29 protein-coding genes are annotated in these 26110 nt (G+C 56.1%); 21 read left to right on the forward strand and 8 right to left on the reverse strand.

Features of this window, described 5'->3' with window-relative positions; genetic code table 11:
* Entirely contained in the window at positions 1-486 is a 486-nt protein-coding gene (locus L0664_RS06545; RefSeq protein ID WP_235224814.1) for a CinA family protein, read from the forward strand.
* Between the two features lie 142 nt (positions 487-628).
* Positions 629-1810 (forward strand): ammonium transporter, encoded by a 1182-nt coding sequence (locus tag L0664_RS06550; protein ID WP_235224815.1) that lies wholly within the window; start codon positions 629-631, stop codon positions 1808-1810.
* A 1-nt stretch (position 1811) separates the two neighbouring features.
* Here L0664_RS06550 and L0664_RS06555 read toward each other — a convergent pair whose 3' ends face one another.
* Together L0664_RS06555 and L0664_RS06560 are read right to left on the reverse strand one after the other, a co-directional pair.
* On the reverse strand, positions 1812-3071 hold the full coding sequence (locus tag L0664_RS06555; RefSeq protein ID WP_235224816.1) for an MmgE/PrpD family protein: 1260 nt from the start codon (positions 3069-3071) through the stop codon (positions 1812-1814).
* On the reverse strand, positions 3068-3511 hold the full coding sequence (locus L0664_RS06560; protein WP_235224909.1) for a type II toxin-antitoxin system RatA family toxin: 444 nt from the start codon (positions 3509-3511) through the stop codon (positions 3068-3070). Before L0664_RS06560 ends, L0664_RS06555 begins: the two co-directional genes overlap by 4 nt.
* Before the next feature lie 84 nt (positions 3512-3595).
* Here L0664_RS06560 and hpt point away from each other — a divergent pair, with 84 nt between their 5' ends.
* The 3 genes from hpt to L0664_RS06575 all read left to right on the forward strand — a co-directional run bounded on the left by hpt (position 3596) and on the right by L0664_RS06575 (position 5567).
* The gene (hpt, locus tag L0664_RS06565; protein WP_235224817.1) at positions 3596-4132 is read left to right on the forward strand and encodes a hypoxanthine phosphoribosyltransferase; all 537 of its coding nucleotides are present in this window, start codon (positions 3596-3598) and stop codon (positions 4130-4132) included.
* A 106-nt stretch (positions 4133-4238) separates the two neighbouring features.
* Positions 4239-4685, forward strand: coding sequence for a c-type cytochrome (locus L0664_RS06570; RefSeq protein WP_235224818.1), 447 nt, complete (start codon positions 4239-4241; stop codon positions 4683-4685).
* A gap of 3 nt (positions 4686-4688) precedes the next feature.
* Positions 4689-5567 carry a c-type cytochrome gene (locus tag L0664_RS06575; protein ID WP_235224819.1) on the forward strand — a complete coding sequence of 293 codons (879 nt, stop codon included), beginning with the start codon at positions 4689-4691 and terminating at the stop codon, positions 5565-5567.
* A gap of 7 nt (positions 5568-5574) precedes the next feature.
* On the opposite strand, the gene lipA is transcribed toward L0664_RS06575, so the two are convergent.
* Together lipA and L0664_RS06585 are read right to left on the reverse strand one after the other, a co-directional pair.
* Positions 5575-6531: a lipoyl synthase gene (gene lipA, locus L0664_RS06580; RefSeq protein WP_235224820.1), complete on the reverse strand. Its 957-nt coding sequence runs from the start codon at positions 6529-6531 to the stop codon at positions 5575-5577.
* A 102-nt stretch (positions 6532-6633) separates the two neighbouring features.
* Entirely contained in the window at positions 6634-7527 is an 894-nt protein-coding gene (locus L0664_RS06585; RefSeq protein ID WP_336247096.1) for a DUF6456 domain-containing protein, read from the reverse strand.
* 356 nt (positions 7528-7883) lie between these two features.
* Here L0664_RS06585 and L0664_RS06590 point away from each other — a divergent pair, with 356 nt between their 5' ends.
* A complete protein-coding gene (locus L0664_RS06590; RefSeq protein ID WP_235224822.1) occupies positions 7884-8201 on the forward strand; it encodes a DUF6477 family protein in 318 nt (105 codons plus the stop codon).
* Between the two features lie 43 nt (positions 8202-8244).
* Here L0664_RS06590 and L0664_RS06595 read toward each other — a convergent pair whose 3' ends face one another.
* Entirely contained in the window at positions 8245-9801 is a 1557-nt protein-coding gene (locus tag L0664_RS06595; protein ID WP_235224823.1) for a trimethylamine methyltransferase family protein, read from the reverse strand.
* A 112-nt stretch (positions 9802-9913) separates the two neighbouring features.
* Between L0664_RS06595 and L0664_RS06600 the strand changes: the two genes are divergently transcribed.
* From L0664_RS06600 to L0664_RS06615, 4 genes are all read left to right on the forward strand, one after another.
* On the forward strand, positions 9914-10399 hold the full coding sequence (locus L0664_RS06600; protein WP_235224824.1) for an NUDIX hydrolase: 486 nt from the start codon (positions 9914-9916) through the stop codon (positions 10397-10399).
* A 24-nt stretch (positions 10400-10423) separates the two neighbouring features.
* A complete protein-coding gene (guaA, locus tag L0664_RS06605) occupies positions 10424-11998 on the forward strand; it encodes a glutamine-hydrolyzing GMP synthase (RefSeq protein ID WP_235224825.1) in 1575 nt (524 codons plus the stop codon).
* A 62-nt stretch (positions 11999-12060) separates the two neighbouring features.
* A complete protein-coding gene (locus L0664_RS06610) occupies positions 12061-12666 on the forward strand; it encodes a YdcF family protein (protein WP_235224826.1) in 606 nt (201 codons plus the stop codon).
* 22 nt (positions 12667-12688) lie between these two features.
* A complete protein-coding gene (locus L0664_RS06615; protein ID WP_235224827.1) occupies positions 12689-13039 on the forward strand; it encodes a hypothetical protein in 351 nt (116 codons plus the stop codon).
* Here the strand turns inward: L0664_RS06615 and L0664_RS06620 are convergent.
* Positions 13036-13638, reverse strand: coding sequence for a hypothetical protein (locus L0664_RS06620; RefSeq protein ID WP_235224828.1), 603 nt, complete (start codon positions 13636-13638; stop codon positions 13036-13038). The two genes, L0664_RS06615 and L0664_RS06620, sit on opposite strands and share 4 nt — an antisense overlap.
* 71 nt (positions 13639-13709) lie before the next feature.
* Between L0664_RS06620 and L0664_RS06625 the strand changes: the two genes are divergently transcribed.
* The 7 genes from L0664_RS06625 to L0664_RS06655 all read left to right on the forward strand — a co-directional run bounded on the left by L0664_RS06625 (position 13710) and on the right by L0664_RS06655 (position 20568).
* Positions 13710-14573, forward strand: a complete 864-nt coding sequence (locus tag L0664_RS06625) for a DMT family transporter (protein WP_235224829.1) — start codon at positions 13710-13712, stop codon at positions 14571-14573.
* 137 nt (positions 14574-14710) lie between these two features.
* Complete coding sequence (locus L0664_RS06630; RefSeq protein WP_235224830.1) at positions 14711-15997, forward strand: OmpP1/FadL family transporter; 1287 nt, start codon at positions 14711-14713, stop codon at positions 15995-15997.
* 91 nt (positions 15998-16088) lie between these two features.
* Positions 16089-16952, forward strand: coding sequence for an ATPase (locus tag L0664_RS06635; protein WP_235224831.1), 864 nt, complete (start codon positions 16089-16091; stop codon positions 16950-16952).
* A gap of 41 nt (positions 16953-16993) precedes the next feature.
* Positions 16994-17971, forward strand: a complete 978-nt coding sequence (locus L0664_RS06640) for a homoserine O-succinyltransferase (protein WP_235224832.1) — start codon at positions 16994-16996, stop codon at positions 17969-17971.
* A gap of 61 nt (positions 17972-18032) precedes the next feature.
* The gene (locus tag L0664_RS06645) at positions 18033-19034 is read left to right on the forward strand and encodes an alpha/beta fold hydrolase (RefSeq protein WP_235224833.1); all 1002 of its coding nucleotides are present in this window, start codon (positions 18033-18035) and stop codon (positions 19032-19034) included.
* Positions 19035-19085: 51 nt separating this feature from the next.
* Complete coding sequence (gene ppk2, locus L0664_RS06650; RefSeq protein ID WP_235224834.1) at positions 19086-19958, forward strand: polyphosphate kinase 2; 873 nt, start codon at positions 19086-19088, stop codon at positions 19956-19958.
* Positions 19951-20568: a TetR/AcrR family transcriptional regulator gene (locus tag L0664_RS06655; RefSeq protein WP_235224835.1), complete on the forward strand. Its 618-nt coding sequence runs from the start codon at positions 19951-19953 to the stop codon at positions 20566-20568. The genes ppk2 and L0664_RS06655 overlap by 8 nt, the downstream gene beginning before the upstream one ends.
* A 114-nt stretch (positions 20569-20682) precedes the next feature.
* On the opposite strand, the gene L0664_RS06660 is transcribed toward L0664_RS06655, so the two are convergent.
* Positions 20683-21666, reverse strand: a complete 984-nt coding sequence (locus L0664_RS06660) for a GlxA family transcriptional regulator (RefSeq protein WP_235224836.1) — start codon at positions 21664-21666, stop codon at positions 20683-20685.
* An 82-nt stretch (positions 21667-21748) separates the two neighbouring features.
* On the opposite strand from L0664_RS06660, the gene L0664_RS06665 reads away from it, so the two are divergent.
* Positions 21749-22933 carry an MFS transporter gene (locus tag L0664_RS06665; RefSeq protein ID WP_235224837.1) on the forward strand — a complete coding sequence of 395 codons (1185 nt, stop codon included), beginning with the start codon at positions 21749-21751 and terminating at the stop codon, positions 22931-22933.
* A 3-nt stretch (positions 22934-22936) separates the two neighbouring features.
* Here L0664_RS06665 and L0664_RS06670 read toward each other — a convergent pair whose 3' ends face one another.
* Positions 22937-23815: a LysR substrate-binding domain-containing protein gene (locus L0664_RS06670; RefSeq protein ID WP_235224838.1), complete on the reverse strand. Its 879-nt coding sequence runs from the start codon at positions 23813-23815 to the stop codon at positions 22937-22939.
* Between the two features lie 318 nt (positions 23816-24133).
* Here L0664_RS06670 and L0664_RS06675 point away from each other — a divergent pair, with 318 nt between their 5' ends.
* Genes L0664_RS06675 through L0664_RS06685 form a run of 3 tightly spaced genes read left to right on the forward strand, consistent with a single transcriptional unit; the run spans position 24134 to position 25955 of the window.
* The gene (locus tag L0664_RS06675) at positions 24134-24292 is read left to right on the forward strand and encodes a VOC family protein (protein ID WP_235224839.1); all 159 of its coding nucleotides are present in this window, start codon (positions 24134-24136) and stop codon (positions 24290-24292) included.
* Positions 24289-25143, forward strand: a complete 855-nt coding sequence (locus L0664_RS06680; RefSeq protein WP_235224840.1) for a DMT family transporter — start codon at positions 24289-24291, stop codon at positions 25141-25143. Before L0664_RS06675 ends, L0664_RS06680 begins: the two co-directional genes overlap by 4 nt.
* Positions 25144-25163: 20 nt before the next feature.
* On the forward strand, positions 25164-25955 hold the full coding sequence (locus L0664_RS06685; RefSeq protein ID WP_235224841.1) for a metallophosphoesterase: 792 nt from the start codon (positions 25164-25166) through the stop codon (positions 25953-25955).
* The last annotated feature ends 155 nt before the right edge of the window (positions 25956-26110 follow it).

The following is a 26110-nucleotide window of genomic DNA, read 5'->3' on the forward strand; positions in this document are numbered from 1 at the left end:
GTGGGAAACGCCGCAGATATCGTGAAAGCCGCCATTGCTAAGGGGGTGATCGTCTCAACCGCCGAAAGCTGCACAGGCGGGCTCGTGGGGGCGGCGTTCACGGACGTTGCGGGAAGTTCGGCCATGTTCGAATATGGGTTCATCACTTATTCCAATGCGGCCAAGGTCAACCTGCTGGCCGTGTCGCAAGCCACATTGGACGCTCACGGCGCGGTAAGCGAAGAAACTGCACGTGAAATGGCACTCGGTGCGCGCGCAGCCTCGGGTGCCGATATCGCCGTGTCGATTACCGGCATCGCGGGGCCCGGCGGATCAGACCATAAACCCGAAGGACGGGTGTGTTTTGGACTGGCCGATGCATTTGGTGCGCGCGCCGAGACATCGGAATTTGGGGCCCTTGGGCGCGACACGGTACGTCGGCACAGCGTTGACCACGCGCTGTCACTGGTGATGAGCGCAATCGTTTCATATTCGCACAAAACTTAGTCGCAATGCCGCTGGATAGCCTAAAAATCGGGCATTTTAGAAAACGCCTAAGCATTACGCGCAATTTTGCATAACCGCCCCTTTTAGCAGCACATCAATTCCTGTCTGACCGCCGCAACAAAATGTCAGAAGGAATTTCCCCATGAATGGAGCGGACACCGCTTGGATTATCGTCGCAACAGCGCTTGTGCTGTTTATGACATTGCCCGGATTGGCGCTGTTTTACGGCGGTCTTGTGCGCGCACGCAACGTGCTGTCGGTTTTCATGCAGTGTTTCGGCATAGCTTGCCTGATGTCGATCTTGTGGCTCGCATTTGGCTATTCCATCGCGTTTGGCGACGGGAATGCCTATTGGGGCGGCCTTGATAAGATGTTCCTCAATGGCGTCACCGAGGACACAATGTCGGGCAACATCCCCGAGGTTCTGTTCTTTGCGTTCCAGATGACCTTTGCGATCATCACACCGGCCCTGATCGTGGGTGCCTATGTTGAACGCATCGGGTTTGCCTTTGTTATGACGTTCTCGGGTCTTTGGATGCTGATTTGTTACGCCCCTGTGGCGCACTGGGTCTGGGGCGGGGGGCTATTGGCGGGGGCTGAATGGTCTTTGTTTGCGGACGGCGTGAATGACTTTGCGGGTGGTATTGTCGTGCACCAGACGGCAGGTATTGCTGCGCTGATTGTTGCCTTCTTCCTTGGCCCGCGCCGCGATAAGGGCAAGCCACCCCATAACCCTGGAATGGTTATGATCGGCGCTGCGATGCTTTGGGTTGGTTGGTTCGGCTTTAACGGCGGGTCAGAACTGGCGGCCAATGGATCGGCTGCCATGGCGATCACAGTGACGCATCTGTCTGCGGCAACAGCGTCGCTCACGTGGATTTTGTGGGAACGCATCCGCTACGGCAAATCATCCCTTGTTGGTCTGGTGACAGGTACAATCGCAGGTCTTGCGTCTATCACACCAGCGTCCGGGTCTGTGGGCCCGATTGAGGCGCTGATCATCGGCGGTGTTGCAGGTATCATGTGCCAAGAGCTTTGCGGGTTCATCAAAAACAAGCTCAACATCGATGACACGCTGGATGTTTTCGCTGTGCACGGCGTCGGCGGTATGTTCGGCATCGTGATGCTGGCCGTCTTTGGCCATGCAAGCTGGACAGCACAATTGGGCGGTCTGGTCGTTGTTGGGATTTGGACCATCGTCATCACAACCGCAATCGTACTGGTTGTGAAGGCAATCTTCCCGATCCGCGTTGGCGAAGAAGACGAATACACCGGCCTTGATCTGACGTCCCACGGCGAACGCGCCTACGATATGTCCAGCTGATCTAGCGCTGCATCAAATCCAGAAGGGCGTCCATGTTGGGCGCCCTTTTTGTGTGCGTGGCATCCCATAAAAGCTGTTCATCCTGCCCAATCAACGCGCGGCCTTTGCGGCGCAGCTTTTGGCTCCGGTCCTCAAATGGCAACGACGCAGTTAGATCGTGGTGCAGCGTTGTCGTGCCAGCGGGTGATGAAATGTCCACAATAGCTTCAGTTTCGGACAATGTGTCATTGCCAACAACGCGTACCTTTTGCGCCAAGGCCACAAGATCAGCATCGTGCGCGTTGGCATCCGAATAAACGCCAAGCGCTGCGGTATCCCGCCCGTGCAACACAAGTGCCGCAGTGTGCGCATAACTGAACTTCATTTCCAGCCCCGTCTGCGGCACCGCGATATTGCACACGTTAAGCCATCGGGGATGGGTTTGGATCGTTACGGCGTCAGGCATCGGCCCGTCGTATTGGCCCACGGCCTCAAGCATTGCGTGCAACCCGTGGCAGCAGGCATGAAATTTATGGCTTACTTGCGTCATGTACCAGTGCTGGCCCATGCCGTCGAATGCCGTTAAATCCCCTGCCCCGTGATGTGTTGCGCCAAACCCTTGCGGCCCATCCAAACCTGCGCCGCGCGTGTCAAACCCAGCCAAGGCCAGTTGTGCCGCTTCAACGCCCGTGCGCGCCGCCAGACCTGCATGATAGGGTTTACCCATCGTCCCGAACTGCGACTTTAACCCAGCGGCCTGCGTTGACGCGATGCCAAAGGCCGCCTGCATTTGGCCCGCGTCCAATCCCAACAGCCGTCCCGCCGCCGCCGTAGCCCCGAAAGCACCAGCCGTGGCTGTTTGATGAAAACCAACTTCGTAATGACCACGGCCAAGCCACAGCCCCACGCGCACAGACACTTCGGAACCAATCTGCGCGGCCTCAATCATTGTTTGTCCGTTGGCGGGCAGCGCCACCGCTGCCGGAAACACGGCCACAGACGGATGCCCGATGTGCGCAAAATGCGTGTCGTCGTAATCCAAGGCATGGCTTGTCGCGCCATTGATCCACGCCGCCATGGCCGCGCTGGGTGCGTTGCCCCCAAATACCGGTTCTGACCCAGCACCGACCTGCGCGCGCATGATTTGTGAAACGGGCTCGTCTATTCCAGCGATCCCGCAGGCCATCCAATCATAAAGCGACAGTCGCATAATCGCCAAAGCATCTGCATCGCGCGGCGCGGGGCCGCACGCGAACTCAGCCAGATGCGCAGCGATGGTCATCCGTAAAGCTCTGCGGCGCGGCGTTCAAAGGCGCGCACAATCTGCTGCATCGCTTGGTTGAAAAACATACCAGCCGCGCCTTGAAGCAGCTTGTTGCGAAATTCGAAATCAACTTCGAAATGCACATCGCACCCATCTTCGGTATCCGCAAACGTCCACGTTGATTCCAGATATTTGAACGGCCCGTCGATATAGGCCGTGTCGATCTTGCGCGCCTCGGGCCACAGCAAAACTCGTGATCCGAATTTTTCACGAAACACCTTAAAGCTGACCACGAGATCGGCCAGCATTTCTGTATGATCCCCGTGATCCTTCGTTGATCTGATCCGCGCCGCCGCCGTCCACGGCAAAAACTTGGGGTAATTGGCAACGTCTGCAACCAGATCGTACATTTGATCGGCGCCATAGGGCAGACGTTTGGTTTCGGAATGGGCGGGCATGGTGGTCTTTCGGTCGTGACATTGCCCACCCATGTCGTATGGTTTGGACGAAATTTCAAGCAATTGGCACAAGGCCGAGACCAGATGACGCAAGCACCTTATGAAATCGACGTAATGATCTCGGCCAAATCGATCGCGGCGCGCATCGAAGACCTCGCTAAAATAATCGAATCCGAATTCAAAGATACAGACAAACTCGTGGTGGTTGGCCTGTTGCGCGGCAGTTTTGTTTTCATTGCCGATCTGGTGCGCGAATTGGATCTACCGGTTGAAGTCGATTTCTTGGAGGCCTCCAGTTACGGCGACGGTATGGAATCCTCGCGCGAGGTGCGCATCCTCAAAGACATCCGCGGACAGATTGAAGGGCGTGATGTGCTGGTCGTCGAAGACATCGTCGATACGGGCCACACCTTGCACCAGGTCATGGAAGTGCTGGGCACGCGACACCCCGCCAAGATTAAATCCATTGCCCTTCTCGACAAACCGGCGCGGCGCGAAGTCGATATGAAGGCCGATTACACAGGCTTTGAAATTCCTGATGAATTTGTTGTCGGCTACGGGATCGATTATGCCCAACGCAACCGCAACTTGCCGTTCATTGGCAAAGTAAGGTTCACCTGACAGCACACGCGTTTGTGCGCCGATGCACGTAATTTAATCACATTCTTTCAACGGAGCCGTGTTAGCGTTTACGTATAACTTGTCTGACACCTGTAGGAGAACGCATATGAAATCCCTTATTTTACTGGCTGGTGTGGCCACAGTCGCCGTTGGAACCATGGCATTTGCGCAAGATGACGTCGATCCGGCCGTCACGGCACGACAAGCCCATATGCAGCTTTATGCGCACAACATCGGCATTCTTGGCGGCATGGCGCAGGCGAAAATCGACTATGATGCGGAACTGGCGCAGATCGCCGCCAACAATCTGGCAGCAGTCGCCGCCTTGGACGAAACGACCTATTGGATCGAAGGCACAGCCGAGGGCACCAAAGCGCTGCCCGCGATTTGGGAAAATATGGATGACTTCATGGCGAAACAGGACGGTATGACAAATGCGGCGGCTGCCATGGCCGACGTTGCGGGCACTGATCTGGCCAGCCTTCAGGGTGCAATGGGTGATTTGGGCGGGGCCTGTTCCGCCTGTCACCGTGAATACCGACAGCGCAACTAACCCATGGGCTACGGTCGCTGGATCAGCGGTTTCGGGGTGGTCGGGCTGGGGGTGGCGTTCTTTGTCACTGCGCCCGCCCCCCTGCCCGACGACGCCCTGATCGGCGCAGACGGCACCGCCTTGATCGGTGATCCAATCGCAGGGGAAATGGTGTTTCACGCGGCGGGCTGCGCGTCGTGCCACAGTGCAGAGGGCACCGATGCGCTTGCCGGTGGGAAAAGCTTTGTCAGCGATTTTGGTACTTTTTACGCGCCCAACATCTCAACCGATGTCGATCATGGGATCGGGGCGTGGTCAGATCACGATCTTGCCTCCGCGATGATCGCAGGCGTATCGCCAAACGGCGCGCATTATTATCCCGCTTTCCCTTACACCACTTACTCCAAAATGACCCCACAAGACGCGGTTGATCTTATTGCCCATCTGCGCAGCCTGCCCGCCGATGCGACGCCATCGCGCGATCATGACGTGGGTTTTCCGTTCAACATCCGCCGTCTGCTTGGCGGGTGGAAATTCTTGTTCGCCAGCGATGATTGGGTCGTGGCAGATGTCGCAACGCCCGAACTGGAACGCGGCCGCTATCTGGTTGAGGCGTTGGGCCATTGCGCCGAATGTCACACGCCGCGCAATGCATTGGGGGCCTTGAACACGGGCGACTGGATGCGCGGTGCGGCAAATCCTTCGGGCGATGGGACCATTCCTTCTGTCCATTCCGACGACTTGGGTTGGAGCGCGCAGGACATTGCCATCTACCTCGACAGCGGGTTCACGCCCGACTTTGATACTGTCGGTGGTGAAATGGTCGATGTCGTTGATAACACATCACAATTAAGCGACGAAGATCGCGCCGCCATCGCTGCTTATCTGGTCGCGCTGCCCTAGCCCGCCATTATGACCCGAGCTTTTCTATCCGTGCAGCGCGCAGTCGGGCAAAATCATCGCCCGCGTGATAGCTGGACCGCGTCAACGGCGACGCAGATACCATCAAGAAGCCTTTGTTGAACGCCGTCTTTTCATAGGTGGCGAATTCATCAGGCGTCACAAACCGGTCCACCGCGTGGTGCTTTGGTGTGGGCTGCAAATATTGGCCAATGGTCAGAAAATCGATGTCCGCCGCACGCATGTCTTCCATCACTTGCGTGACGGATTGTTTGTCTTCGCCAAGACCAACCATGATGCCCGATTTGGTGAACATCGTCGGGTCGAGTTCTTTGACACGCTGCAACAAACGCAGGGAATGGAAATACCGCGCGCCCGGGCGAACCTCGGGGTACAATCCGGGCACCGTTTCAAGGTTGTGATTGAACACATCAGGGCGCGCCGCAACTACAATTTCCAGCACTGATGGGTCGCAGCGGATGAAATCCGGCGTCAAAATTTCGATCGTGGTGCGTGGTGATTGTTTGCGAATGGCGCGGATCGTTTGGGCGAAATGCTCGGCCCCGCCATCTTCAATGTCGTCACGATCCACGGATGTGATCACCACGTGGTTCAGGCCCAGTTTTTTCACCGCATCGGCCACGCGGCCCGGTTCAAACACGTCCAGATCCTCGGGCGGCTTGCCCGTGGCGATGTTGCAGAACGTACAGGCCCGCGTGCAGACCTCGCCCATGATCATCATGGTCGCGTGCCCTTGGGACCAGCATTCTCCTACATTGGGGCAGCCGGCCTCTTCGCACACGGTCGTTAGTTTGTGGTCGCGCATGATGTTGCGCGTTGCCTTATACCCTTCGCTGGTCGGTGCCTTCACGCGAATCCAGTCAGGTTTCTTTGGCTGCACATTATCCGAGCGTTTTTGCTTTTCAGGGTGACGCTGGGCCGGAATTTTAAGATCGCGCGGTGACATGGGCTTCTCCTCTTGCATCCTATTTAGGGGGCAAGTGTGGATTTGTCCAAGGGTGTCAGTGTCGCGGGTTTCGGAATTGCGCGGGGTGCATGGCTTATTGGGTTAACCGATTTTCGGGCCCAATTCGCCCGTTGCTTCATAATGCAGAACAAGGCGTTGCAACGCGATGCGCAACACCACTTTGCCAGACCGCGCCGCCCAGCCCATGTGCTTTTCGGTGGTTTCCAGCCCTTCAAGCAAACAACAACACCGAAGCGCAATTTCAGACAGCCCCGGCCCCAAGAACGCAAGCGCCTGCGCGACCTGCACAGCCGCCCCGTTTCCTGTTGTATCCACGGGCTGGTGGTTTTGAATAGCGCTGAGGACCGCCTCCCAATCTTTCGGAGGCTCCCCTGCAGCTGGTCGGCCGACTTGCGCCAATTCGTAATCTTCGCGCAACCTTTCTGCGGCGCGCACCATGGAGCGGTTCAAAAACGGCTGCCCGTCGCGGTCCTTGCGGCGGGATAAACCGACCACGGGGCTGTCTTGGGATGGCATGCGTGCCATGACGTGTTTGTCGTCCCACACACCGACGCCTTTAGGCGCGCCTTCAAAACCTGCTGGTGCCTCGGCCATGGCGCGGGCGTGGTTTTCGCCCTGCGCCGTGAGTTCGCGCAGTGCGACCCGCCCCGCAGGCGTAATGCGATAGCGCAGCACCCGTCCGACAGTTTGCCCCGCCGCGATCCACCCCCGTAAGGCCAGCGTCATCGCCGTTTCAGATGGCAATTTGGTCCCGTGATCATGATCGCCTTTGGGGGTGTCTTGCAAGATCACGCCCTGTTCCATCCCCAGCGCAATCGCGAGCAAGGCATCAGGCATCGCCAAACGACGCAGCGCTTGCATCAGTTCAAGTTCGGTTGCCGGATGCGCGGCACTGCCCTCTTCGGCCAGTGCTTTGATGGCGCGGTCCACCAATGGGTCATCGCGGCGTTGTTCAACCTTGCGGACCTGCCGCATGATCGTTGATGCATGACACGCCTGAGACCGCGCAAGGACGCGGATTGGCTGCCCCATTTCTGTGTGAAAAACATAATTCCTGACGTCTAACGGCACCCACGACGGCACCGCACGCCCAGCGTGTTTCCTGTCGGTCATTTCGCTTCCCATTCCCTAATCCAGCCCCCAGCAGGGCCAAACATGAACACAACCCTTACGTGCAAATGTTTCTGTTTGGTTAATTTTATCCACAGGCCTCCAAAATTGTTTCCAAAGTATAAACAATGATTAACGGACCGAACGGTGAAAGTTATCCACACGCAACACCCCTATAAGTTGTGGCAAAATTGTGGCGAACTGATTTGGAGGGACACCACATGGAAGACGTACTGACACAGATTTCACGGCTCAAGCGGCCGACGCTTTTGGTCCGCACTGCGCGCCACGGGATTGAAGACTATAATAGGCTCATCCACCTGCGCCGCTTACTAAAAACGGACAATTTGCCCAGCCCGGGAAAGGCGATTTTAAAGCTGATGGAGCTTGAAACGATTGTAGATGAACAGCGCACATCCAAGCGTGCCGAATACTCGGTCGCGCGCCACGTGGAATTGATTGTCGCGCTCATGTGCGAGGCCCGAATCCTTAAGGCCTCCAAGGCATCAAGGGACCGATCCATGGCAAACGCGCGTTAACACCTGTGGCAAAAAAGCATGAACAGGCGTTAACGTTTGCGCATCACATGAAGCTGTCAGGCATTGAGGCCTTTTTGTCGGCGACATAGGCCTCAAGCGCCGCTTTGATCTCAGGGTCGAGCGGCGGGGCAACATAGGTGTCGATCAATTTAGTCACGCGGGACGCCGCAAGGGTCTGGCTGTCGCGCGCGCCCTCTTCTTCCCAGGTCTCGAAGGGTTTGTAGTCAAACACCTCTGAGCGCCAGAAGGCCGTTTTGAAATTCTTTTGCGTATGTTCGCAGCCAAGGTAATGCCCGCCGGGGCCCACTTCGCGGATCGCGTCCATCGCTTGGGCGTTTTCGTCAATCTCGACGCCTTTGGCCATGTGGTGCAACGTGCCCAGCTGATCTGCGTCTAGGACGAACTTTTCAAAATCGGCAACCAAGCCACCTTCGAGCCAACCACACGAATGCAGCATGAAGTTCACGCCGGACAAAAGCCCCATGTTCAGACTGTTTGCGGTTTCATAAGCCGCCTGCGCATCGGGCAGTTTCGATCCGCAGAACGACCCGGCAGAACGGTACGGCAAGCCCAGACGACGCGCCAATTGGCCCGCCCCATTGGTGATATGGGCTGCTTCGGGCGTGCCAAACGTCGGCGCGCCGCTGTTCATATCGATAGACGTCACGAACGTGCCGAAAATGACAGGCGCACCCGGGCGGATGATTTGGGAATAGGCAACGCCGGCCATAACCTCGGCCAGAACCTGCGTCAGCGTACCCATCACAGACACCGGCGCCATCGCCCCGCCTACGATAAATGGCGAAATAATCGCGGCCTGATTGTGCGCGGCGTAAACTTCCAACGCGCCCATCATCGTTTCATCAAAGGTCAAAGGTGAATTGATGTTGATCAGCGATGTCATGACAGTGTTGTCAGCGACGAAGTCTTTACCGAACAAAATCTCGCACATTTCGATGCTGTCTTTGGCGCGGCTGGGGTCTGTGACGGATCCCATAAACGGCTTATCACTTAGCGTCATGTGGGCCATCAACATATCAAGATGTCGTTTATTGACCGGCACATCTGTGGGTTCGCACACAGTTCCGCCCGAATGGTGCAGCCACTTGGACATGTAGGCGAGCTTCACAAATTTTTCGAAATCCGCAATCGTTGCATACCGACGCCCACCTTCGGAATCCCGCACGAACGGAGGACCATAAACAGGGGCAAGCACAAGGTCTTTGCCGCCGATTGTAACTGATTTTTCAGGGTTGCGGGCGTGTTGCACAAACGTAGACGGTGCTGTCGCGCACAGCTTGCGCGCCAGACCTTTGGGGATACGCACGCGTTCGCCGGTGACATCAGCCCCGACGGCGCGCCAGCGATCTAGCGCGTCGGGATTGTCGACAAACGCCACACCGATTTCTTCCAGCACCGTTTCGGCGTTGGCCTCAATGACATCGAGCGCCTCTTCTGACAGCATTTCAAGATTTGGAATGTTGCGTGTGATCGTCTTGGCGGTGTCAAAACTAACCGCCGTGCGTTCTGCGCGCCGTGCAGCGCCGCCGCCCCCGCGTCCACGACGTCCGGCGCGAGTTGGTTCAGCTGTCTCAGACATTGTGATCACCCCATTAGAATCCCGTTGACCCGAACGCTACACGCAGCCCTGCGGTGCGGGTCTCAAAGAAGCGGCCTTTGCGGGGCGAAAGCGACATGCGATGACGTCGCATATGGAAAACCTAACGACTCATTGGCGCCCGATAGGCAAAATTGCAAACAAAGCGCTCGCGATTGTGCGGCGCGCAGGGCCCCTGGGCGATGAAATACTGGCCTGCGCCATTCCCGACGATACCGGTGCTATCAAGGGGTGGCGACCTTTGGGGGGATCAATCGAATTTGGGGAACAGGCCGCCGAAACGGTCTTGCGCGAACTGGGCGAAGAAATTTTCGCCACAGCTCGCATCATCAAACAGATTGATGTGGTTGAAAACATTTACGATCATCACGGAATTCGCGGGCACGAGGTGGTGTTTTTATTTGACGTCGAACTTATCGATCCGGGCCTTGCAAAAGATGACCAGTTCGTCCTCATCGAAGACAACGGATCACGCAATCTGGCAGGTTGGGTTCCTCTTTCTGATTTTGAGGCCGGAACGACGCGCCTGTTCCCTGACGGTTTGCTCTCGCGCCTCTCACCGCCGAATCCTTGCGCCTAAGCCCTGCGCGTTTTACGACGCGTCATGGATACACTCACACACGACCGCCTCCTCATCATTGATTTTGGTTCCCAAGTGACGCAGCTAATTGCGCGCCGCCTGCGTGAATTGAACGTCTATTGCGAAATCCACCCTTATCAGAACGTCACAGACGCGGTTCTGGCAGACCTTGCGCCCAAAGCCGTGATCTTGTCAGGCGGGCCTGATTCCGTCACCCGCGAAGGATCACCCCGCGCACCCGACAGCTTATGGACCATGGGCGTTCCTGTGCTTGGCATTTGCTACGGGCAGCAAACGATGATGACCCAGCTTGGCGGCGAAGTGCATGGTGGCAAAATCTCTGGCGGTGGCGGGACTGCCGAATTTGGCCGCGCCAAAGTCACGAAAGCTGCTGATCTTGATCTTCTGAGCGGTTGGTTCGCGGATGGCGATGAACAAGTCTGGATGAGCCACGGTGATCACGTCGCCAAAATCGCGCCGGGCTTTGAAGTTTACGGAACCTCGCCCAACGCGCCGTACGCGATCCTTGCCGACACCGCGCGCCACTTTTACGGCGTCCAGTTCCATCCAGAGGTCCACCACACGCCGAATGGTGCGAAGCTGTACGAAAATTTCGTGCGCATTGCGGGTTTCATCGGCGATTGGACTATGGACGCCTACAAAGACATCGCGATTGAGAAGATCCGCGAACAGGTCGGTGACAGCCACGTGATTTGTGCGCTGTCAGGCGGCGTCGATTCATCTGTGACGGCGGCCTTGCTGCACGAAGCCATTGGCGATCAGCTCACCTGCGTCTTTGTTGACCACGGATTGTTGCGCAAGAACGAAGCGGACGATGTCGTTTCAATGTTTCGCGATAACATGAACCTCAAAGTGATCTATGCGCAGGAGCAAGACCTGTTCTTGGGCCAGCTCGAAGGTCAGTCGGATCCCGAAACCAAACGCAAGATTATCGGCGGGCTGTTCATCGACGTGTTCCAGAAATATGCCAATGAAATTGAGGGCGCAAAGTTCCTTGCCCAAGGCACGCTGTACCCTGATGTTATTGAATCCGTGAGCTTTTCTGGTGGTCCTTCCGTCACCATCAAAAGCCACCACAACGTTGGCGGCCTGCCCGAAAAGATGGGCCTTAAGCTGGTTGAACCGCTGCGCGAATTGTTCAAAGACGAAGTGCGCGCCTTGGGTCATGAACTCGGCCTGCCTGCGTCCTTCATCGGCCGCCACCCCTTCCCTGGCCCTGGTTTGGCAATCCGTTGCCCCGGTGAAATTACCCGCGAAAAACTGGACATCCTGCGCGAAGCAGACGCCGTCTACATCGATCAAATCCGCAAACACGGCCTTTATGATGAGATTTGGCAGGCTTTCGTGGCGATCCTTCCTGTGCGCACCGTGGGCGTTATGGGCGACGGGCGTACCTATGATTTCGCCTGTGCTTTGCGCGCGGTGACGTCCGTGGATGGCATGACCGCAGATTACTACCCGTTCAGTCATGATTTCCTTGGTGAAACTGCGACGCGGATCATCAACGAAGTCGCGGGCATCAACCGCGTAACCTACGACATCACATCCAAACCCCCCGGCACGATTGAGTGGGAATAACGCCTCTGCTTTGGCGCTGGTTCAAACGCGCGATTGCGTGTGCTTTGGCGGCTTACTGCGTTATGACGATTGCCCTGCTGGCGTGGACGTTTTTGTGGGCTGACAACGATGTACGCAATGTTCAACAAGCGGACGTTATTGTGTGTCTGGGCGCTGGCATGGACGCGTCAGGTACCCTCGGCCCCGCGTCCCTGCGCCGCGTCGAAAAATGCGTGGAGCTTTTTGATGCAGGCGTGGCACCGGTTGTTGTGTTCACAGGGGGCATTGCCCGCCCCAACGGCCCCAGTTCTGCGAATCAGATGGCGCAGTATGGGCAATCTCTTGGCCTGCCAGCCGATGCCGTAATCGAAGAAGGCCTTGCCCAGTCAACATTGCAGAACGCGCTGTTTTCGCTGCCTATGATCGCGCAAGCCGACCAACTGGTTTTGGTCACAGAAGCGTTTCATTTACCACGATCTTGGGCGTCGTTTCGCTGGGCCGCCCTTGAACTCGGCGTTGCTGCACCAAAAATGACAATGGTGATGTCTGAACACGTCCGCCCCAATGATGACGGGCGCGGTATCAATTGGCCGGTCTTGGCGCGCGAAAGCATTGCGATCTGGTTTAATGCGGGCCGCGCGACGGCCTTTTCGGTTGTGCCTTTCGCGACTGCGGATTGGCTTCACTGACGTCGCGCCCTAAGGTCAGATCATGCGTTTGATTTTACCCCTGATAACCTTTTGTGCCGGACCAGTCGCCGCACAAGATACCCCGGTGCCTTTGCCATTTTTGTGTGAAGGGGCCGACCCTGCGTGGTCCATGACCATCACAGAAGACGGCACATTGTTTGAGACAGCCACAAAATCTGACGTTGATCTTGATATTGCATGGGAGACTCGAACCGAAGGTGCGGATTGGCCCCGTGCCTTGACCCTGATCGGGCGGGGCAGCAGCGCGATTGTGATCGTTGAACCGCCCCAAGATACGACATTTCCTGTCCGAATATTGACGCAAGACGGTGAAACGCCTCTGCTGTTGGTTGGCAGTTGCACCACAGGTTAGCGCAGCGCCTCTACAATCAGATCAGCCGACATTTCCTCCACGGTGCAGGCCGCAAAATCCTGCGCGCCATACCCGATATCAAACCACTGCGCGCGCGCCTCGGTCCCGATAGACACGCGCGGCCCGAGGTTTAGCGGATTGCGGCCCCAATGGGCATCGGTAAATGGTTCTTGCACCAATGTACGCAAATCAAAACGCGGTTCATCCGCCGTGGCCATCAACACGCCTGCAATACATTCAACCTGGCGCGTGACCATACTGCGCAAAGCGTCTTCTTCGTCGCGGCGTCGGCTGATTTCGCGCAATGCCACATCCGCCACCCCGTGACGCACCTGAATGGCATGCCCCAGCACATGGGCCATTTCATAGGCCGCAATATCGCGTCCCGCGTATCCGGCGGACACAAAGATCAGATTTTGTGTTGTGCAATATCCGATGTGCGGATTGGAATGCACTCCAATGCCGCACTGGGCGTCAAAATCGGTACGGTCCTGAACATCCGGCAGATCGTCAAACAGGGCATGGGCGACGTTAAGAACATCAAAAGGCCCAGCCATTGCCGGGCCTGCAATCAGGCACATGATCCACGCGAATTTCATGATCGGCACTTCGCGCCCTTGCGCCTTTATTGTCAAGCTGGCAGCAAGTGCCAACAGAATGGACCCCGCATATGTCAAACAGTCTTCGCGCAACGCTTTGGATGATAGGTGCGATCCTTGCGTTTACCTCCATGGCGATTGCGGGCCGCGTCGTCAGTCTGGAACTCGATACCTTCGAAATCATGCTGTATCGCAGCATAACGGGCCTTGTTGTCGTTTTGATCGCCGCCAGCCTTGCGGGCACGCTGCGCCAGATCAACACCAGCCAGATCGGTCTTCATGGTCTTCGAAATCTGTCACATTTTGCGGGCCAGAACCTTTGGTTTTACGCCCTTCCGATCATTCCACTGACGCAATTGTTTGCGCTCGAATTCACCTCACCTATTTGGGTTATCTTGCTCGCTCCGGTTCTGTTGCGGGAAAAGATCACGGGTGTTGGCGCAGTCGCGGCTGTTGGTGGGTTTATCGGCGTGATCATCGTCACGCAGCCGTTTGAAACCGCGATCACATCAGGCACCATTGCAGCGGCGAGCGCGGCGGTTGGTTTTGCTTTCAGTGCGATTTTTACACGCAAACTGACACGGACCCAGACCATCACATGTATTATGTTCTGGCTTACCGCGATGCAGGCGGCCTTCGGTTTGATCGGTGCGGGGTTTGACGGCGATATGGCCCTGCCCTCACGCGATGCGCTGCCCTGGATCGTCATGATCGGGTTCGCGGGCCTGATTGCCCACTTTTGTCTTACGACGGCCCTGTCCCTGGCGCCGGCCAGTGTGGTCATGCCGATTGATTTTGTCCGCTTGCCCGTCATCGCGATTGTTGCGGCACAACTCTACAACGAGCCCCTCGATCCGTGGGTGTTTGTGGGTGCCGCCGTGATCTTCGGGGCCAATTATCTTAACATTACCTACGCTCAGCGGGCCAAAGTGTAGTTTTTTTGTCGCCTAATCGTTACGCATCACACTTGGACGTAGCGTCATCAAAGGATTGTAATTGACCAAAATGTCGCAGCCTCCCTAGGGTATCTCGAGGAGATATCCAACACACTCATGGATAAGGGATTAGGGACATGAAAACGTATATGACAGCAGGCACAGCCCTGCTTTTGACGACATCTATTGCGGCGGCGGGTGGTCTTGACCGTTCGGGCCAATCAGTGCTTTCGATTTTCAATGAAGACGGTACGTCAGACGTAAGTCTTGGCTATATCATGCCATCTGTTACCGGTACTGATGGGACCGTAAATTACGATGTCGGCGCCTCGTACATCCAACTCGGTGCGAGCTACACAGGCGAGATAAACAGCGACCTGTCATTCGGACTGATTTACGACCAACCATTTGGCGCGGATATTTTCTATAACGGTGACCCAAGCCTTGGCACGTTGTCGGGCACCAAAGCCGCACTGGAAAGCGATGCGTTTTCTGCCATTGCAAAGTACCAAATCGATAACCGTTTCAGCGTTTTCGGTGGCTTGCGCGCGCAGCGTGTCAGCGGTGAAATTGGTCTGAATGGTACAGCATATCAGAGTGCACTTGCGACAGCTGGTGTTGCAGGCGCCACGGCGGCTGCAATCCCGGGCCTCACGACGGAGATTTTGGGCGGCGCGCTTGCAGGTGTTCCGGCCGCTGTTGCGGGCTTTAATGCACTGCGTTCCGCGGCGGGTGATCCGGCTGGGACAGATTTGGCGTCACTGGGTGCAGCAGTAACGACACAATCCGCGGGCATCGCGGCAACCGGTGGTTACCAATTGCAGTTGGATGATGACTGGGGCTTAGGATATTCCTTTGGTGTCGCCTATGAGATCCCAGATATCGCCCTTCGTGCTGCAATTACGTACCATTCCGAAGTCGACCACGATAACTCGACGTCCGAAGATATCGGCGGGGCGAATACAGCCAGCACAATCGATTTCTTTACGCCGCAATCCGTGAATGTGGAATTCCAGACAGGTATTGCTGAAAACACCCTATTGAATGCATCCTTGCGTTGGACAAATTGGGGCGATTTTGACGTTATCCCAACCCGTCTTGGGACTGACCTTGCTGACCTTGATGACAGCTACCGCTGGTCGCTCGGGATTGCGCGTCGCTTTAGCGAAGAATTCGCAGGCTCTCTTACGGTGACGTATGAGGCAACTGGTGATGGTTCCACTGTCTCCCCGCTGGGTCCAAATGACGGTCAGATTGGTATTTCCTTGGGTGGACGATATGAATCAGACGGCATGACCATTTCCGGTGGCGTGAACTACACCATGCTTGGTGATGCGGATGCGGGTGTAGGCGGCCAAGCGGTTGCGTCATTCACAGACAGCACGGCATTGGCAGTCGGTCTGAAAGTCGCATACTCCTTCTAATCTGGTTGATAGAACAGACTTTAGGCCCCGCACCTAATCCGTGCGGGGCTTTTTCGTTGCCCCTCTCGCGCTCAAACGCTACCCCTAGGCCATGTTGTATCATTCTGCCTTTGACTGGACCGCCGCCGCGCAAAAGCGTGTTCTGATTTTCGCCATGTCGGGACTGGGAAAAACCTATGTCTCCAATATGTTGCGCGATACGGGCGATTGGTTCCACTACTCTGTGGATTACCGCATTGGCACGCGCTACATGGGCGAATTCATCGCCGACAATGCCAAGGCCGAAGCGATGAAAGTGCCGTTCCTGCGCGAGCTGTTGATGAGCGATAGCATTCACATCGCGTCCAATATCACTTTCGACAATCTGACCCCCGTCAGCACCTATCTGGGCAAGCCCGGTGATCCCGCGCGCGGTGGTCTGCCCATGGCAGAATACCAGCGCCGACAGGATCAGTTCCACCGTGCAGAGATCGACGCCCTGCGTGACACGCCCTATTTCATCGACCGCGCTAAGGCGCTTTATGATTACCCGCATTTTGTCTGCGATACGGGCGGTTCGATTTGTGAATGGGTGGATGCGGATGACCCGTCCGATCCGCTGCTCAATCTGTTGTCTGACCACGCTTTAATGGTTTGGATTGAGGGCAGCGAAGATCATACCGCCGACCTTGTGGCGCGGTTTGACAAAGCCCCCAAACCGATGGCGTATCAACCCGAATTCCTGCTGCACGCGTGGCGCGAATATCTGAGCGAAAACAACGCCCAGGAAGGTGATGTTGATCCTGATACCTTCATCCGCTGGACCTATGCGCGCGCACTGGCCCACCGCCAACCGCGCTATGCTGCGATGGCCAAAAACTGGGGTGTCACGGTGCAGGCCCACGATATGGCCAAAGTACGCGATGAAACTGATTTCAACGCGCTTATTGCCGACGCCCTTGCACGAAACGCCTAAGCCACCTACCTGCCACTCTTAATCAATTCAGGACGAAAACAATGCCCATCCGCCTTCCCCGATCCCTGCCCGCCTTTGATGTGCTGTCGCGCGAAGGTGTGATGGTGATGGGCGATGCTGCGGGTGATCTGCAGGACATCCGCCCGATGCGCATCGGAATCCTCAATCTGATGCCCAAAAAGATCCAGACGGAAAACCAGTTCGCCCGTCTGATCGGCGCGACGCCGTTGCAGATTGAACTGACATTGATCCGCATGTCCGAACACGAGGCCCGCAACACGGCCGCCGATCACATGAAAGAATTCTATCGTACGTTCCAAGACGTGAAGGACCAGAAATTCGACGGTTTGATCATCACAGGTGCGCCGATTGAACACCTCGATTTCACGGACGTGACCTATTGGGAAGAACTGCGCGAAATCATGGATTGGACCCAGACCAACGTGCATTCCACGTTTGGAGTGTGTTGGGGTGGCATGGCGATGATCAACCACTTCCACGGTGTCAAAAAGCACCTGCTGACGGATAAGCTGTTCGGATGCTATCGTCACATGAACTTCGCCCCGCAAAGCCCTTATTTGCGTGGGTTTTCTGACGAATTCATCATGCCTGTCAGCCGTTGGACCGAAATGAAGCGCGACGAGATTGACGCCGCTGGATTAACCACGTTGCTCGATTCAAACGAGGTTGGCCCGGCGCTGGTCGAAGATCCGGATCATCGCGCCATCTACGTGTTCAACCATTTTGAATATGACAGCGATACACTGGCGCAGGAATACCAACGCGATCTTGCGTCCAACCAGATTGAAGGCGCGGAAATTCAGGTCCCTCTCAACTACTTTCCTGATGATGATCCGACGCAGACGCCTCTTAATCGGTGGCGCAGTCATGCGCATCTTTTGTATGGCAACTGGATTTCGGAAATTTATCTGACGACGCCCTATGACATCGAACAGATCGGGTTGAGCAGCACAGACCTGCGCACCGGATCAGGTGCCCATAAGAACGTGACGGAATAGGCGAAACCTTTAGTGCGTTGTTTGCGTTCTTCTTCATGACGCTTATGTAAAGGGAAGCAACATGAAGCAAGGTACAGCCGTGGCCGTTAAAATTATCGCAACTTTATCCATCGCCGCACTTGCGGGCTGTGCCGCGCTGACGGACAGGCAGTCTGATGCGCGTGTCACTGCCGCTGAACGTGAATTCCCGCCCGAAGGCCAGTTTATTGACGTCGGTGGGCGCAAAGTGCACGCCGTGGTGCGCGGCGAAGGCCCTGATGTGGTGCTGATCCATGGTGCGGGTGGCAACGCGCGTGAATTCACATTCGATTTCATAGATCGTTTAACGGATCGCTACCGTGTCATCGTGTTTGATCGCCCCGGTTTAGGATTTACGGACCGTACGGCAGACAAATACGACAGCGCCTTTACGACCGACGCAGAAGGCCCCGAAGAACAGGCCGCGATGTTACAGGCCGCCGCTGCCGCGATTGGGGCTGACGCGCCGATTGTCCTTGGTCATTCTTATGGGGGTTCTGTCGCGCTCGCTTGGGCGCTGAACCACCCAGGTAACACGGCGGGCGTTGTAAACCTCGCCGGTCCGTCCCATCCTTGGCCTGGCGATCTTGGCGCGTATTATAAGGTTAACGGGTCGGTTTTGGGCGGCGCGATTGTGCCGCCGCTGATATCCGCCTTTGCCACCGATGCCCGCATAGAAGACGCCGTGACAGGGATATTCACGCCCCAATCGGTGCCCGACGGCTACCTTGATCATATCGGCGCGACCCTCACCATCCGCCCCGCAAGCTTTCGCGCCAATGCACGTCAGGTGAACACGTTGCGCCCTCATATCGTTGCCATGTCACCGCGCTACGCCGCCGAACTCACCATGCCGATTGAGATTTTGCACGGCGATCTTGATACAACCGTCCCCCTCGACATCCATTCAATCCCGCTGAAAAACGCTGTCCCGCAGGCCAATCTGACCGTGTTGGAAGGCGTTGGGCATATGCCCCACCACGCGGAACCCCAATTGGTCGTGGACGCGATTGACCGCATCGCAGCGCAAGCCGGATTGCGCTGAGCCACGCCGCAACCCATAGTGACCCACCGACCCATGAATAAAGGCCAACCCATGACAGACCTACCCTTTGACGGAGACATCAGCCGCTACTTTGCCGAAGACGCCCCGGCAGATGTGCGCGCTGAAATCGATGGCGCTAAAAAGGGTGAAATTCTTGCCACGAATTTTCCATATGAAAAGAAATGGAAACGCAGCGATTATGATGCCGCGCTTGAGGCATTGCAGGTTGAACTGGTCAAAATGCACCGCTGGGCCAAAGACACGGGCCAACGGATAGCCATCGTGTTTGAAGGGCGCGACGCGGCTGGCAAAGGCGGTACCATCAAACGGTTTCGCGAAAATCTGAACCCACGCGGTGCACGTGTGGTCGCGCTGTCAAAGCCCACAGAAACCGAAAGCGGCCAGTGGTATTTTCAACGTTATATCAAACACTTGCCAACCGAAGGTGAAGTGGTTTTCTTTGATCGGTCCTGGTACAATCGTGGCGTCGTGGAAAAGGTATTCGGCTTTTGCGACGACGCACAGCGCGATAAATGGTTCGATCAGGTCCAACCTTTTGAACAGATGCTGGTCGACGAAGGCATCAAGGTTTTCAAAATCTGGCTAAACGTCGATCGTGCCGCGCAGTTGCAGCGGTTTCTGGATCGTGAAAGCGACCCCCTGAAGCAGTGGAAACTCAGCTGGATCGATGTCGAGGGCCTTAAGAAATGGGACGACTACACCGCCGCCATCACTGAAACCTTAGACAAAACCCACACCGACGCCGCCCCTTGGAATGTCGTGCGCAGTGCTGACAAACGCCGCGCGCGGGTTAATGCGATCCGGCTGGTGCTGAATGCGCTGGATTATACCGGCAAAGACACAAACGCGATCGGGGATGTTGACCCTGAAATCGTTGGCGGGCCGGAGTTTATTCGTGGCTAAACGGGGCTATCACCACGGCGATCTAAAGCGCGCGCTGGTGGATGGCGCATTGCGTTTGATCGAAGAAAAAGGCCCAACCGGATTCACCCTGTCCGAAGCCGCCCGCGAGGCTGGCGTGACCCCCGCTGCCGTCTATCGCCACTTCGATGGGCGTGATGAGCTGATCGCCGAGGCCGCGCGCCAAGGCTACGAGATTTTCGCCGACCTGATGGAATACGCCTACGAAAAGGGCCAGCCATCGGCGATGGCCTCGTTTTCTGCCACGGGTCGCGCCTATTTGGCCTTTGCGCGCAAGTACCCCGGTCACTACGTGGCGATGTTTGAATCCGGTATTTCTATTCAGCGCACCCCCGAACTCAACGAAGTCGCGACCCGCGCAATGGGCGTTCTCGAAAAAGCGGCGACAGAATTGTCGATGCACATCCCGGAGGACATGCGCCCACCACCACAAATGTTCAGCGCGCACATCTGGGCGATGAGCCACGGCGTGGTAGAACTGTTCGCCCGCGGATCACCGGGAACCAAATCACCATTCCCGCCGGAGGATTTGTTGGAATCTGGCATTGGCGTTTACCTTCGTGGCCTCGGTCTTATTCAACCCGACCAGTGATCACAAACCGTTGGCTACGGCCTGGCGCTGCGGCGATCAGAATTTGAAACGCGAACCATCTCAAATCCATGGGCGCATTGCTTCGGTTTCCCATGGTCTAAATGTCATCCTGCCTCAGTCTTCCTTTGTGTGGGTGTCGGGGCCAAACACGGACAGATATTCGCCCAGATTGATGCCGAATCTTCGTTGGAAAGCCCGACGCATACGTTGTAAATCACCAAAGCCGCTTTTGACGGCGACCGTTTGCAAAGGGATATTGTCGGACAGCAAACCGCGTGCATGGTCGACACGGATTTTTTCGACGAATTGCGCGGGCGGCAGGTCGAGGTATTTGTTGAACCGACGGCTGAGCGTTCTGGAATTCATCCCTGCACCCGTCGCCAGCGCATCCAGCGTCCAGTCGCGTTCTGGCTGTGCTACGATATTTTCGATCAGGCGCGTCAGGTGATCATCGGGTGTAAATTGTCCCGCCAAATGCATGGCATACTGGCTTTGCCCGCCCGTTCGACGCAGTTGAACAACCATTTCGCGCGCAACTTCAAGCGCCGCTGCATTCCCGCAATCTTGTCGAATAATTGCCAAGGCCAAATCGATCCCCGTTGTCACACCTGCCGACGTATAAATACGCTCAGACTCCGTGCTGATCCTGTCCAGATCCCAAAGCACATTTGGATAGGTTTGAACCTTGGCTTCGCGCCGCCAATGGGTCGTCGCAACACACGCGTCCAGCACCCCGGCGGCCGCGAGAATGAGCGCCCCTGAACAAATAGATATGATCCGTCCGTCACCAGACGCACTGGCTTTGGCAGCTACAATTTGTAAAAGCGCATCGTGCCCCAGAAACTGATCAACGCCACCACCCGGGATAAGCAGATCATCGGCGGGTGATTGATCGGACAACTGGCCATCTGCCATCAACGTCAACCCGCATGACGCACGCACGGGGCGGCCATCCAGACTGACGTATCGGTGATGATACATCTTTTGTGCATCAAATCGTGCGGTATCGAACGCCTGAACAGGCCCCGCCACGTCAAGGATATTGACCCCTTCGAATATAAAAACATCCAGCGTTCGCGGGCGCGGACGTTTGTCCATTTTTGATGCTTGTTTGGCATTCATGACAAATTACATCTCGGTTATGACGTGATGTGTCAACTCATTTGAAACGAGAATTTTCATGTCATCCTCCTTGCGTTCTAACATCAACTTCATTGCATTGATCAGTGCGAACACGATCCTGTCCGCGGCGATGCCGATGCTGATTATTCTTGGCGGCTTGGCTGGCCTGGGCCTTGCGCCATCACCGACATTGGTGACATTTCCACCATCGGTACAGATGTTGGCAGGGCTTTTGGCGACTGGACCATTTGCCTGGATGATGGGGCGGTATGGGCGCAAAATCGGGTTCATTGTTGGTGGGGCTTTGGCCGTCGTTGGCGGTGCTCTTTGTGTAGTCGCGCTGATGCAATCCAGCTTTTTCCTTTTGTGCATCGGCCATGCCGCCTTGGGTGCCGCCCTCGCGTGTTATCAATATTTCCGGTTTGCTGCGGCCGAGGTTGTTTCTGAAAAGTGGCAACCGATTGCGATTTCGTTGATGCTGACGTCAGGATTGATTGCGGCATTCGCGGGCCCCCAGCTGTTCATCATCACGAAAGACTACATTGCAGCAGTGCCCCTTGCGGGCGCATACGGGGCGCTGTCGGCGCTCAGCCTGATTGGCATTGCGCCGCTTTTGTTCATGTCAAAGCCGGTCGTGTCAAAGCAAGGCGTCGGTGCGCGCAGCGATACCAACAAACGTGCAGCACTTTGGCACCGCCCCGTCCTGACTGCCATTGTCATTGGTACGGTATCGCAGGCCATCATGGTCTTGTTGATGTCGCCCACGCCGCTTGCGATGATCGGGTGTGGCTTCAGCGAGGAGACGGCCGGAGACGTTATCCGCTGGCATGTCGTTGCAATGTTCGCGCCAAGTTTTGTGACCGGTTTTCTGATCAAAAGATACGGCGTAACGCCAATCGCAGTGATCGGGCTCGCCTTGACGATCCTGTCTGCTGCAATCGCGGCAAGCGGGCTAACCCAACCCCATTTCTACGGGTCGCTGATCGTGTTGGGCGTGGGGTGGAATTTCGGAATTATTGGGGCGACCACGATGCTTGTGCAGGTCGTTCCGGCGGAAGATCGCGCTTTTGTGCAGGGCGCAAACAACACAATCATTGCGCTGGTTTCAACGGTGTGCGCGTTCGGATCAGGTGCAATCGTGACAAGCATGGGTTGGACCGTGCTGTCGCTGACCGCGATCCCGCCGCTTGTTTTGACCCTGCTGTTTATGGCTCGTTTCGCCCCAGTCAGGACCGAAAGCTAACCCTTATGCAGACGCATCCAACCCGAACTCACCCTCGATCCATGCCAGCACGTCCTTCATTGGGTGCAAGGCGATGCTTTGCTTGGGCCATACCAGAAAAAGATGTTCCCCTGACGGGTCCTGGGCCGTCCAGATTTTGCGCAGGCGGCCCGCTGCGATATCGTCTTGCACAAACAGCGAAGGAACAATCGCAACGCCTTGTCCATTGACTGCCGCATCAATCGCCAAGGACGCAGAGTTGAAATTCAGCGGCTCGGACAACGTGGTGGTGTGCCATCGTTCTAACAGCGTGTCCCATCGACGGTGGGTGTCTTGGATAAGGGGTGCAGTTAGAATTCGTTGGATGTCAGGTGTCGGGCCGAGGCCGCCCAAATCAGGGTTGCACACCGCAATGAGTTCTACCTCAACAAGGGCGCTCATGTGCTGCCCGGCCACCGCAGGAAAACCCTTCCCGTGGCGCATCGCAATTTCATTGTGGTGCAAGGGTCGCGCCAATACGTCGGCACGCGCCTCAATCGAAAGCTGGACATCAGGGTGCTGTCTGGAAAACCTCGGCAGTCGCGGCGTCAGCCATTTTCGCGCAATCGAAGGCGACACATGCATCGTGATTTCACTGCCAAATGTCTTGATCCGGCGCGTGGTCTGTTCAAGCAACCCAAGCGCTTTTTCAACGGTTTGGGCCAGTTCCTGCCCTGCTTTCGTCAAGGATACGCCGCGGGCTTCGCGTTCAAACAACTGCAGCCCCAATTCAAGTTCAAGCTGTTTGATGCGCTGCGAAACAGCCCCCTGCGACAGTTTCAGTTCTGCGCTGGCCAACAGGAAATTACCATGGCGGGCGGCGGCCGCGAATATCCTGAGGGAGTTGAGGTTAAGGTTCTGCAAAGGGTCGCCTATGGTATTAGGTTTTCTAAACTCTAGGCTTGAAAACATGGTTGGTCAACGCCCGACCACGCGTGGCATAGGTCTCGAACTCCAAGACCCAAATCCAAGAAAATCGATCTCATGCCGCAGTCTGAAATTACCTTTTCCCTTGTTACACCGTCCGGGATTCTAGCCTTCGCACGGATGACGGCGGGTCCAAATATGCTCGCGGTGGCGTTTCTTCTGATCGCCCTCAAACTGCCAATCGAATTGACGGCCGTTTGAACTCTGACACCCATCACATAAACGAAGAAACACAATGATCGAAGGCCTTCGCACATGACGTTTATCGTTCGCGATCTCGATAAGATGGAGGCATTCCTGACGCAGGTTTTCGATGCCAGTTATTTTTACGACCATGACAATCACATGTTCGAATTGCACTGCGCGACCTTGGACGACCGATCGCGCACATACGCCCGCAAGGCCACACGATGAGCACGCCGGTCTTCATCGCGGTCCTATGTGCGGCGCTTTTGCACGCCGTCTGGAATTCTGTGGTCAAGGGAAGTGCAGACAAACACGCTATGATGCTTGCAGTGACCCTTGGGCACGTGCCAATCGCATTGCTTGCCCTGTCCTTTGCGCCGCCTATTGATACAGCCGCGCTGCCATGGATCATCGGCAGTGTCGTGTTGCATCTTGGGTATCAGCTGTTCCTGATCGCGGGGTATCGCGCCGGAGATCTGACGCTTGTTTATCCTATCGCCAGAGGATCCGCGCCGGTCACGGTTATGGTGGTCTCAATCGCGATCCTTGGCGTTTCATTTTCCCGCATGGAAATTGCGGGTGTGGCCTTCATTGTGATTGGCTTGATTTCATTGGCGCTGGTGCGGCGCGAAAATGGCGTGCGCAATCCACGCGCCGTGGCGATGGCGCTGTGCACAGGGGGGTTTATCGCCGCTTATTCTTTGGTGGACGGGATCGGTGCGCGGCTGGGGTCGAGCGCACTGGGATATTGGAGCTGGGCCGCCATCGGCAACGCTTTGGGGTTGGGGGGCTGGATGATGATGCGCAGACCCCGAACATTTGCGGTGTTAAAATCAAACCGCGAGGTGGTGGTCTTAGGTCTGATGGGTGGCACGGCGTCCTTCATTGCCTATGGGTTGGTCATTTGGGCCTTCACGCAGGCGCCAATCGCCCTTGTCACCGCATTGCGCGAAGCATCTATCGTCTTCGCACTGCTGATCGGGGTGGGTGTTCTGAAAGAACGGCTTGATCTGGTCAAAGTCGCCTCAACACTCGTAACAATTTTTGGCGCAATCGTTCTGCGTGCATCGAAACCGTAAACCTTGGACTGGGTATCGCTATGACCAAACTGATATGGATGTCAGACCCCCACTATACGCAGGAAGGTCGCGTGCTGGGCCATGATCCCCGCGCGCGTCTGGACGCCGCAATAGATCACATCAATACGCATCATTCTGATGCAAGTATGTGTTTGATCACAGGCGATATGGTGAACCGAGGAACGCATGAAGATTACGCAGGATTGCGCAAAAAACTAGACACCCTGTCGATGCCTTACTGCCCCATGGCCGGCAATCACGACAATCGCACATTGTTCAAACAATCGTTCGAGTTGCCCGAAACCTGCATGCAAGATTTCATACAATACACAATCAGAACGCCCCAAGGGCTGATCGTGTGTCTGGACACACATAAGACCGGATCAGACGCAGGTGAATTTTGTCAGAACCGCAGCGCATGGCTCACTAAGACGCTGCGCGACGCCGGGACCACGCCAGTGTTTTTATTCCTACATCATCCCCCAATTGCCTTGGGCCTACCGATGCAAGACACAGAGAACATGGAAAACGGACAGGCCTTTGTCGATCTGATTTCTGGTTTCACATGTGTGAAATATGTGTTCATGGGCCATGTCCATCGCCCGATAACCGGAACGATCGACCATATTCCTTTCGCGACAATGCGTTCGGTGCTTTACCAAGCCCCCCCGCCGCGTCCCGAATGGACGTGGAAGACATTCACCCCAAGTGCAGAGGCGCCGTGTATCGGGGTCATTCAGATCGTCAATTCTTCGGTGATCATGCAGTATGACCAATTCTGCCCATACGAGACCGGCGTGTTGTCCGGCTGATAGGCAGGGTCTGTGTCTGACACATGGGGTGATCTTTGCGCCGAACATCAATTTGCGCGCGAGTGTCAGTCCAGATCAAGGGGCGACAATGAACGGCGTCCCTATCGGCATGTAAAAACGCCATGATCTGACCGAAAGCAGAGTGCGGCGACGAT

The organism is Octadecabacter dasysiphoniae, from assembly GCF_021532615.1.
Taxonomy (GTDB): domain Bacteria; phylum Pseudomonadota; class Alphaproteobacteria; order Rhodobacterales; family Rhodobacteraceae; genus Octadecabacter; species Octadecabacter dasysiphoniae.

What these genes read in the sequence shown, in the direction of transcription:
- L0664_RS06560 (WP_235224909.1), bottom strand. Translation starts at nt 3,511, where the DNA reads ATGCCCGCCCATTCCGAAACCAAACGTCTGCCCTATGGCGCCGATCAA.
- L0664_RS06550 (WP_235224815.1), top strand. Translation starts at nt 629, where the DNA reads ATGAATGGAGCGGACACCGCTTGGATTATCGTCGCAACAGCGCTTGTG.
- L0664_RS06585 (WP_336247096.1), bottom strand. Translation starts at nt 7,527, where the DNA reads ATGCGGCAGGTCCGCAAGGTTGAACAACGCCGCGATGACCCATTGGTG.
- L0664_RS06595 (WP_235224823.1), bottom strand. Translation starts at nt 9,801, where the DNA reads ATGTCTGAGACAGCTGAACCAACTCGCGCCGGACGTCGTGGACGCGGG.
- L0664_RS06640 (WP_235224832.1), top strand. Translation starts at nt 16,994, where the DNA reads ATGCCCATCCGCCTTCCCCGATCCCTGCCCGCCTTTGATGTGCTGTCG.
- L0664_RS06575 (WP_235224819.1), top strand. Translation starts at nt 4,689, where the DNA reads ATGGGCTACGGTCGCTGGATCAGCGGTTTCGGGGTGGTCGGGCTGGGG.
- L0664_RS06635 (WP_235224831.1), top strand. Translation starts at nt 16,089, where the DNA reads ATGTTGTATCATTCTGCCTTTGACTGGACCGCCGCCGCGCAAAAGCGT.
- L0664_RS06590 (WP_235224822.1), top strand. Translation starts at nt 7,884, where the DNA reads ATGGAAGACGTACTGACACAGATTTCACGGCTCAAGCGGCCGACGCTT.
- L0664_RS06665 (WP_235224837.1), top strand. Translation starts at nt 21,749, where the DNA reads ATGTCATCCTCCTTGCGTTCTAACATCAACTTCATTGCATTGATCAGT.
- L0664_RS06555 (WP_235224816.1), bottom strand. Translation starts at nt 3,071, where the DNA reads ATGACCATCGCTGCGCATCTGGCTGAGTTCGCGTGCGGCCCCGCGCCG.
- L0664_RS06645 (WP_235224833.1), top strand. Translation starts at nt 18,033, where the DNA reads ATGAAGCAAGGTACAGCCGTGGCCGTTAAAATTATCGCAACTTTATCC.
- lipA (WP_235224820.1), bottom strand. Translation starts at nt 6,531, where the DNA reads ATGTCACCGCGCGATCTTAAAATTCCGGCCCAGCGTCACCCTGAAAAG.
- L0664_RS06630 (WP_235224830.1), top strand. Translation starts at nt 14,711, where the DNA reads ATGAAAACGTATATGACAGCAGGCACAGCCCTGCTTTTGACGACATCT.
- L0664_RS06620 (WP_235224828.1), bottom strand. Translation starts at nt 13,638, where the DNA reads ATGAAATTCGCGTGGATCATGTGCCTGATTGCAGGCCCGGCAATGGCT.
- L0664_RS06675 (WP_235224839.1), top strand. Translation starts at nt 24,134, where the DNA reads ATGACGTTTATCGTTCGCGATCTCGATAAGATGGAGGCATTCCTGACG.
- L0664_RS06615 (WP_235224827.1), top strand. Translation starts at nt 12,689, where the DNA reads ATGCGTTTGATTTTACCCCTGATAACCTTTTGTGCCGGACCAGTCGCC.
- L0664_RS06610 (WP_235224826.1), top strand. Translation starts at nt 12,061, where the DNA reads ATGACGATTGCCCTGCTGGCGTGGACGTTTTTGTGGGCTGACAACGAT.
- L0664_RS06570 (WP_235224818.1), top strand. Translation starts at nt 4,239, where the DNA reads ATGAAATCCCTTATTTTACTGGCTGGTGTGGCCACAGTCGCCGTTGGA.
- L0664_RS06680 (WP_235224840.1), top strand. Translation starts at nt 24,289, where the DNA reads ATGAGCACGCCGGTCTTCATCGCGGTCCTATGTGCGGCGCTTTTGCAC.
- ppk2 (WP_235224834.1), top strand. Translation starts at nt 19,086, where the DNA reads ATGACAGACCTACCCTTTGACGGAGACATCAGCCGCTACTTTGCCGAA.
- L0664_RS06685 (WP_235224841.1), top strand. Translation starts at nt 25,164, where the DNA reads ATGACCAAACTGATATGGATGTCAGACCCCCACTATACGCAGGAAGGT.
- hpt (WP_235224817.1), top strand. Translation starts at nt 3,596, where the DNA reads ATGACGCAAGCACCTTATGAAATCGACGTAATGATCTCGGCCAAATCG.
- L0664_RS06625 (WP_235224829.1), top strand. Translation starts at nt 13,710, where the DNA reads ATGTCAAACAGTCTTCGCGCAACGCTTTGGATGATAGGTGCGATCCTT.
- L0664_RS06600 (WP_235224824.1), top strand. Translation starts at nt 9,914, where the DNA reads ATGGAAAACCTAACGACTCATTGGCGCCCGATAGGCAAAATTGCAAAC.
- guaA (WP_235224825.1), top strand. Translation starts at nt 10,424, where the DNA reads ATGGATACACTCACACACGACCGCCTCCTCATCATTGATTTTGGTTCC.
- L0664_RS06660 (WP_235224836.1), bottom strand. Translation starts at nt 21,666, where the DNA reads ATGGACAAACGTCCGCGCCCGCGAACGCTGGATGTTTTTATATTCGAA.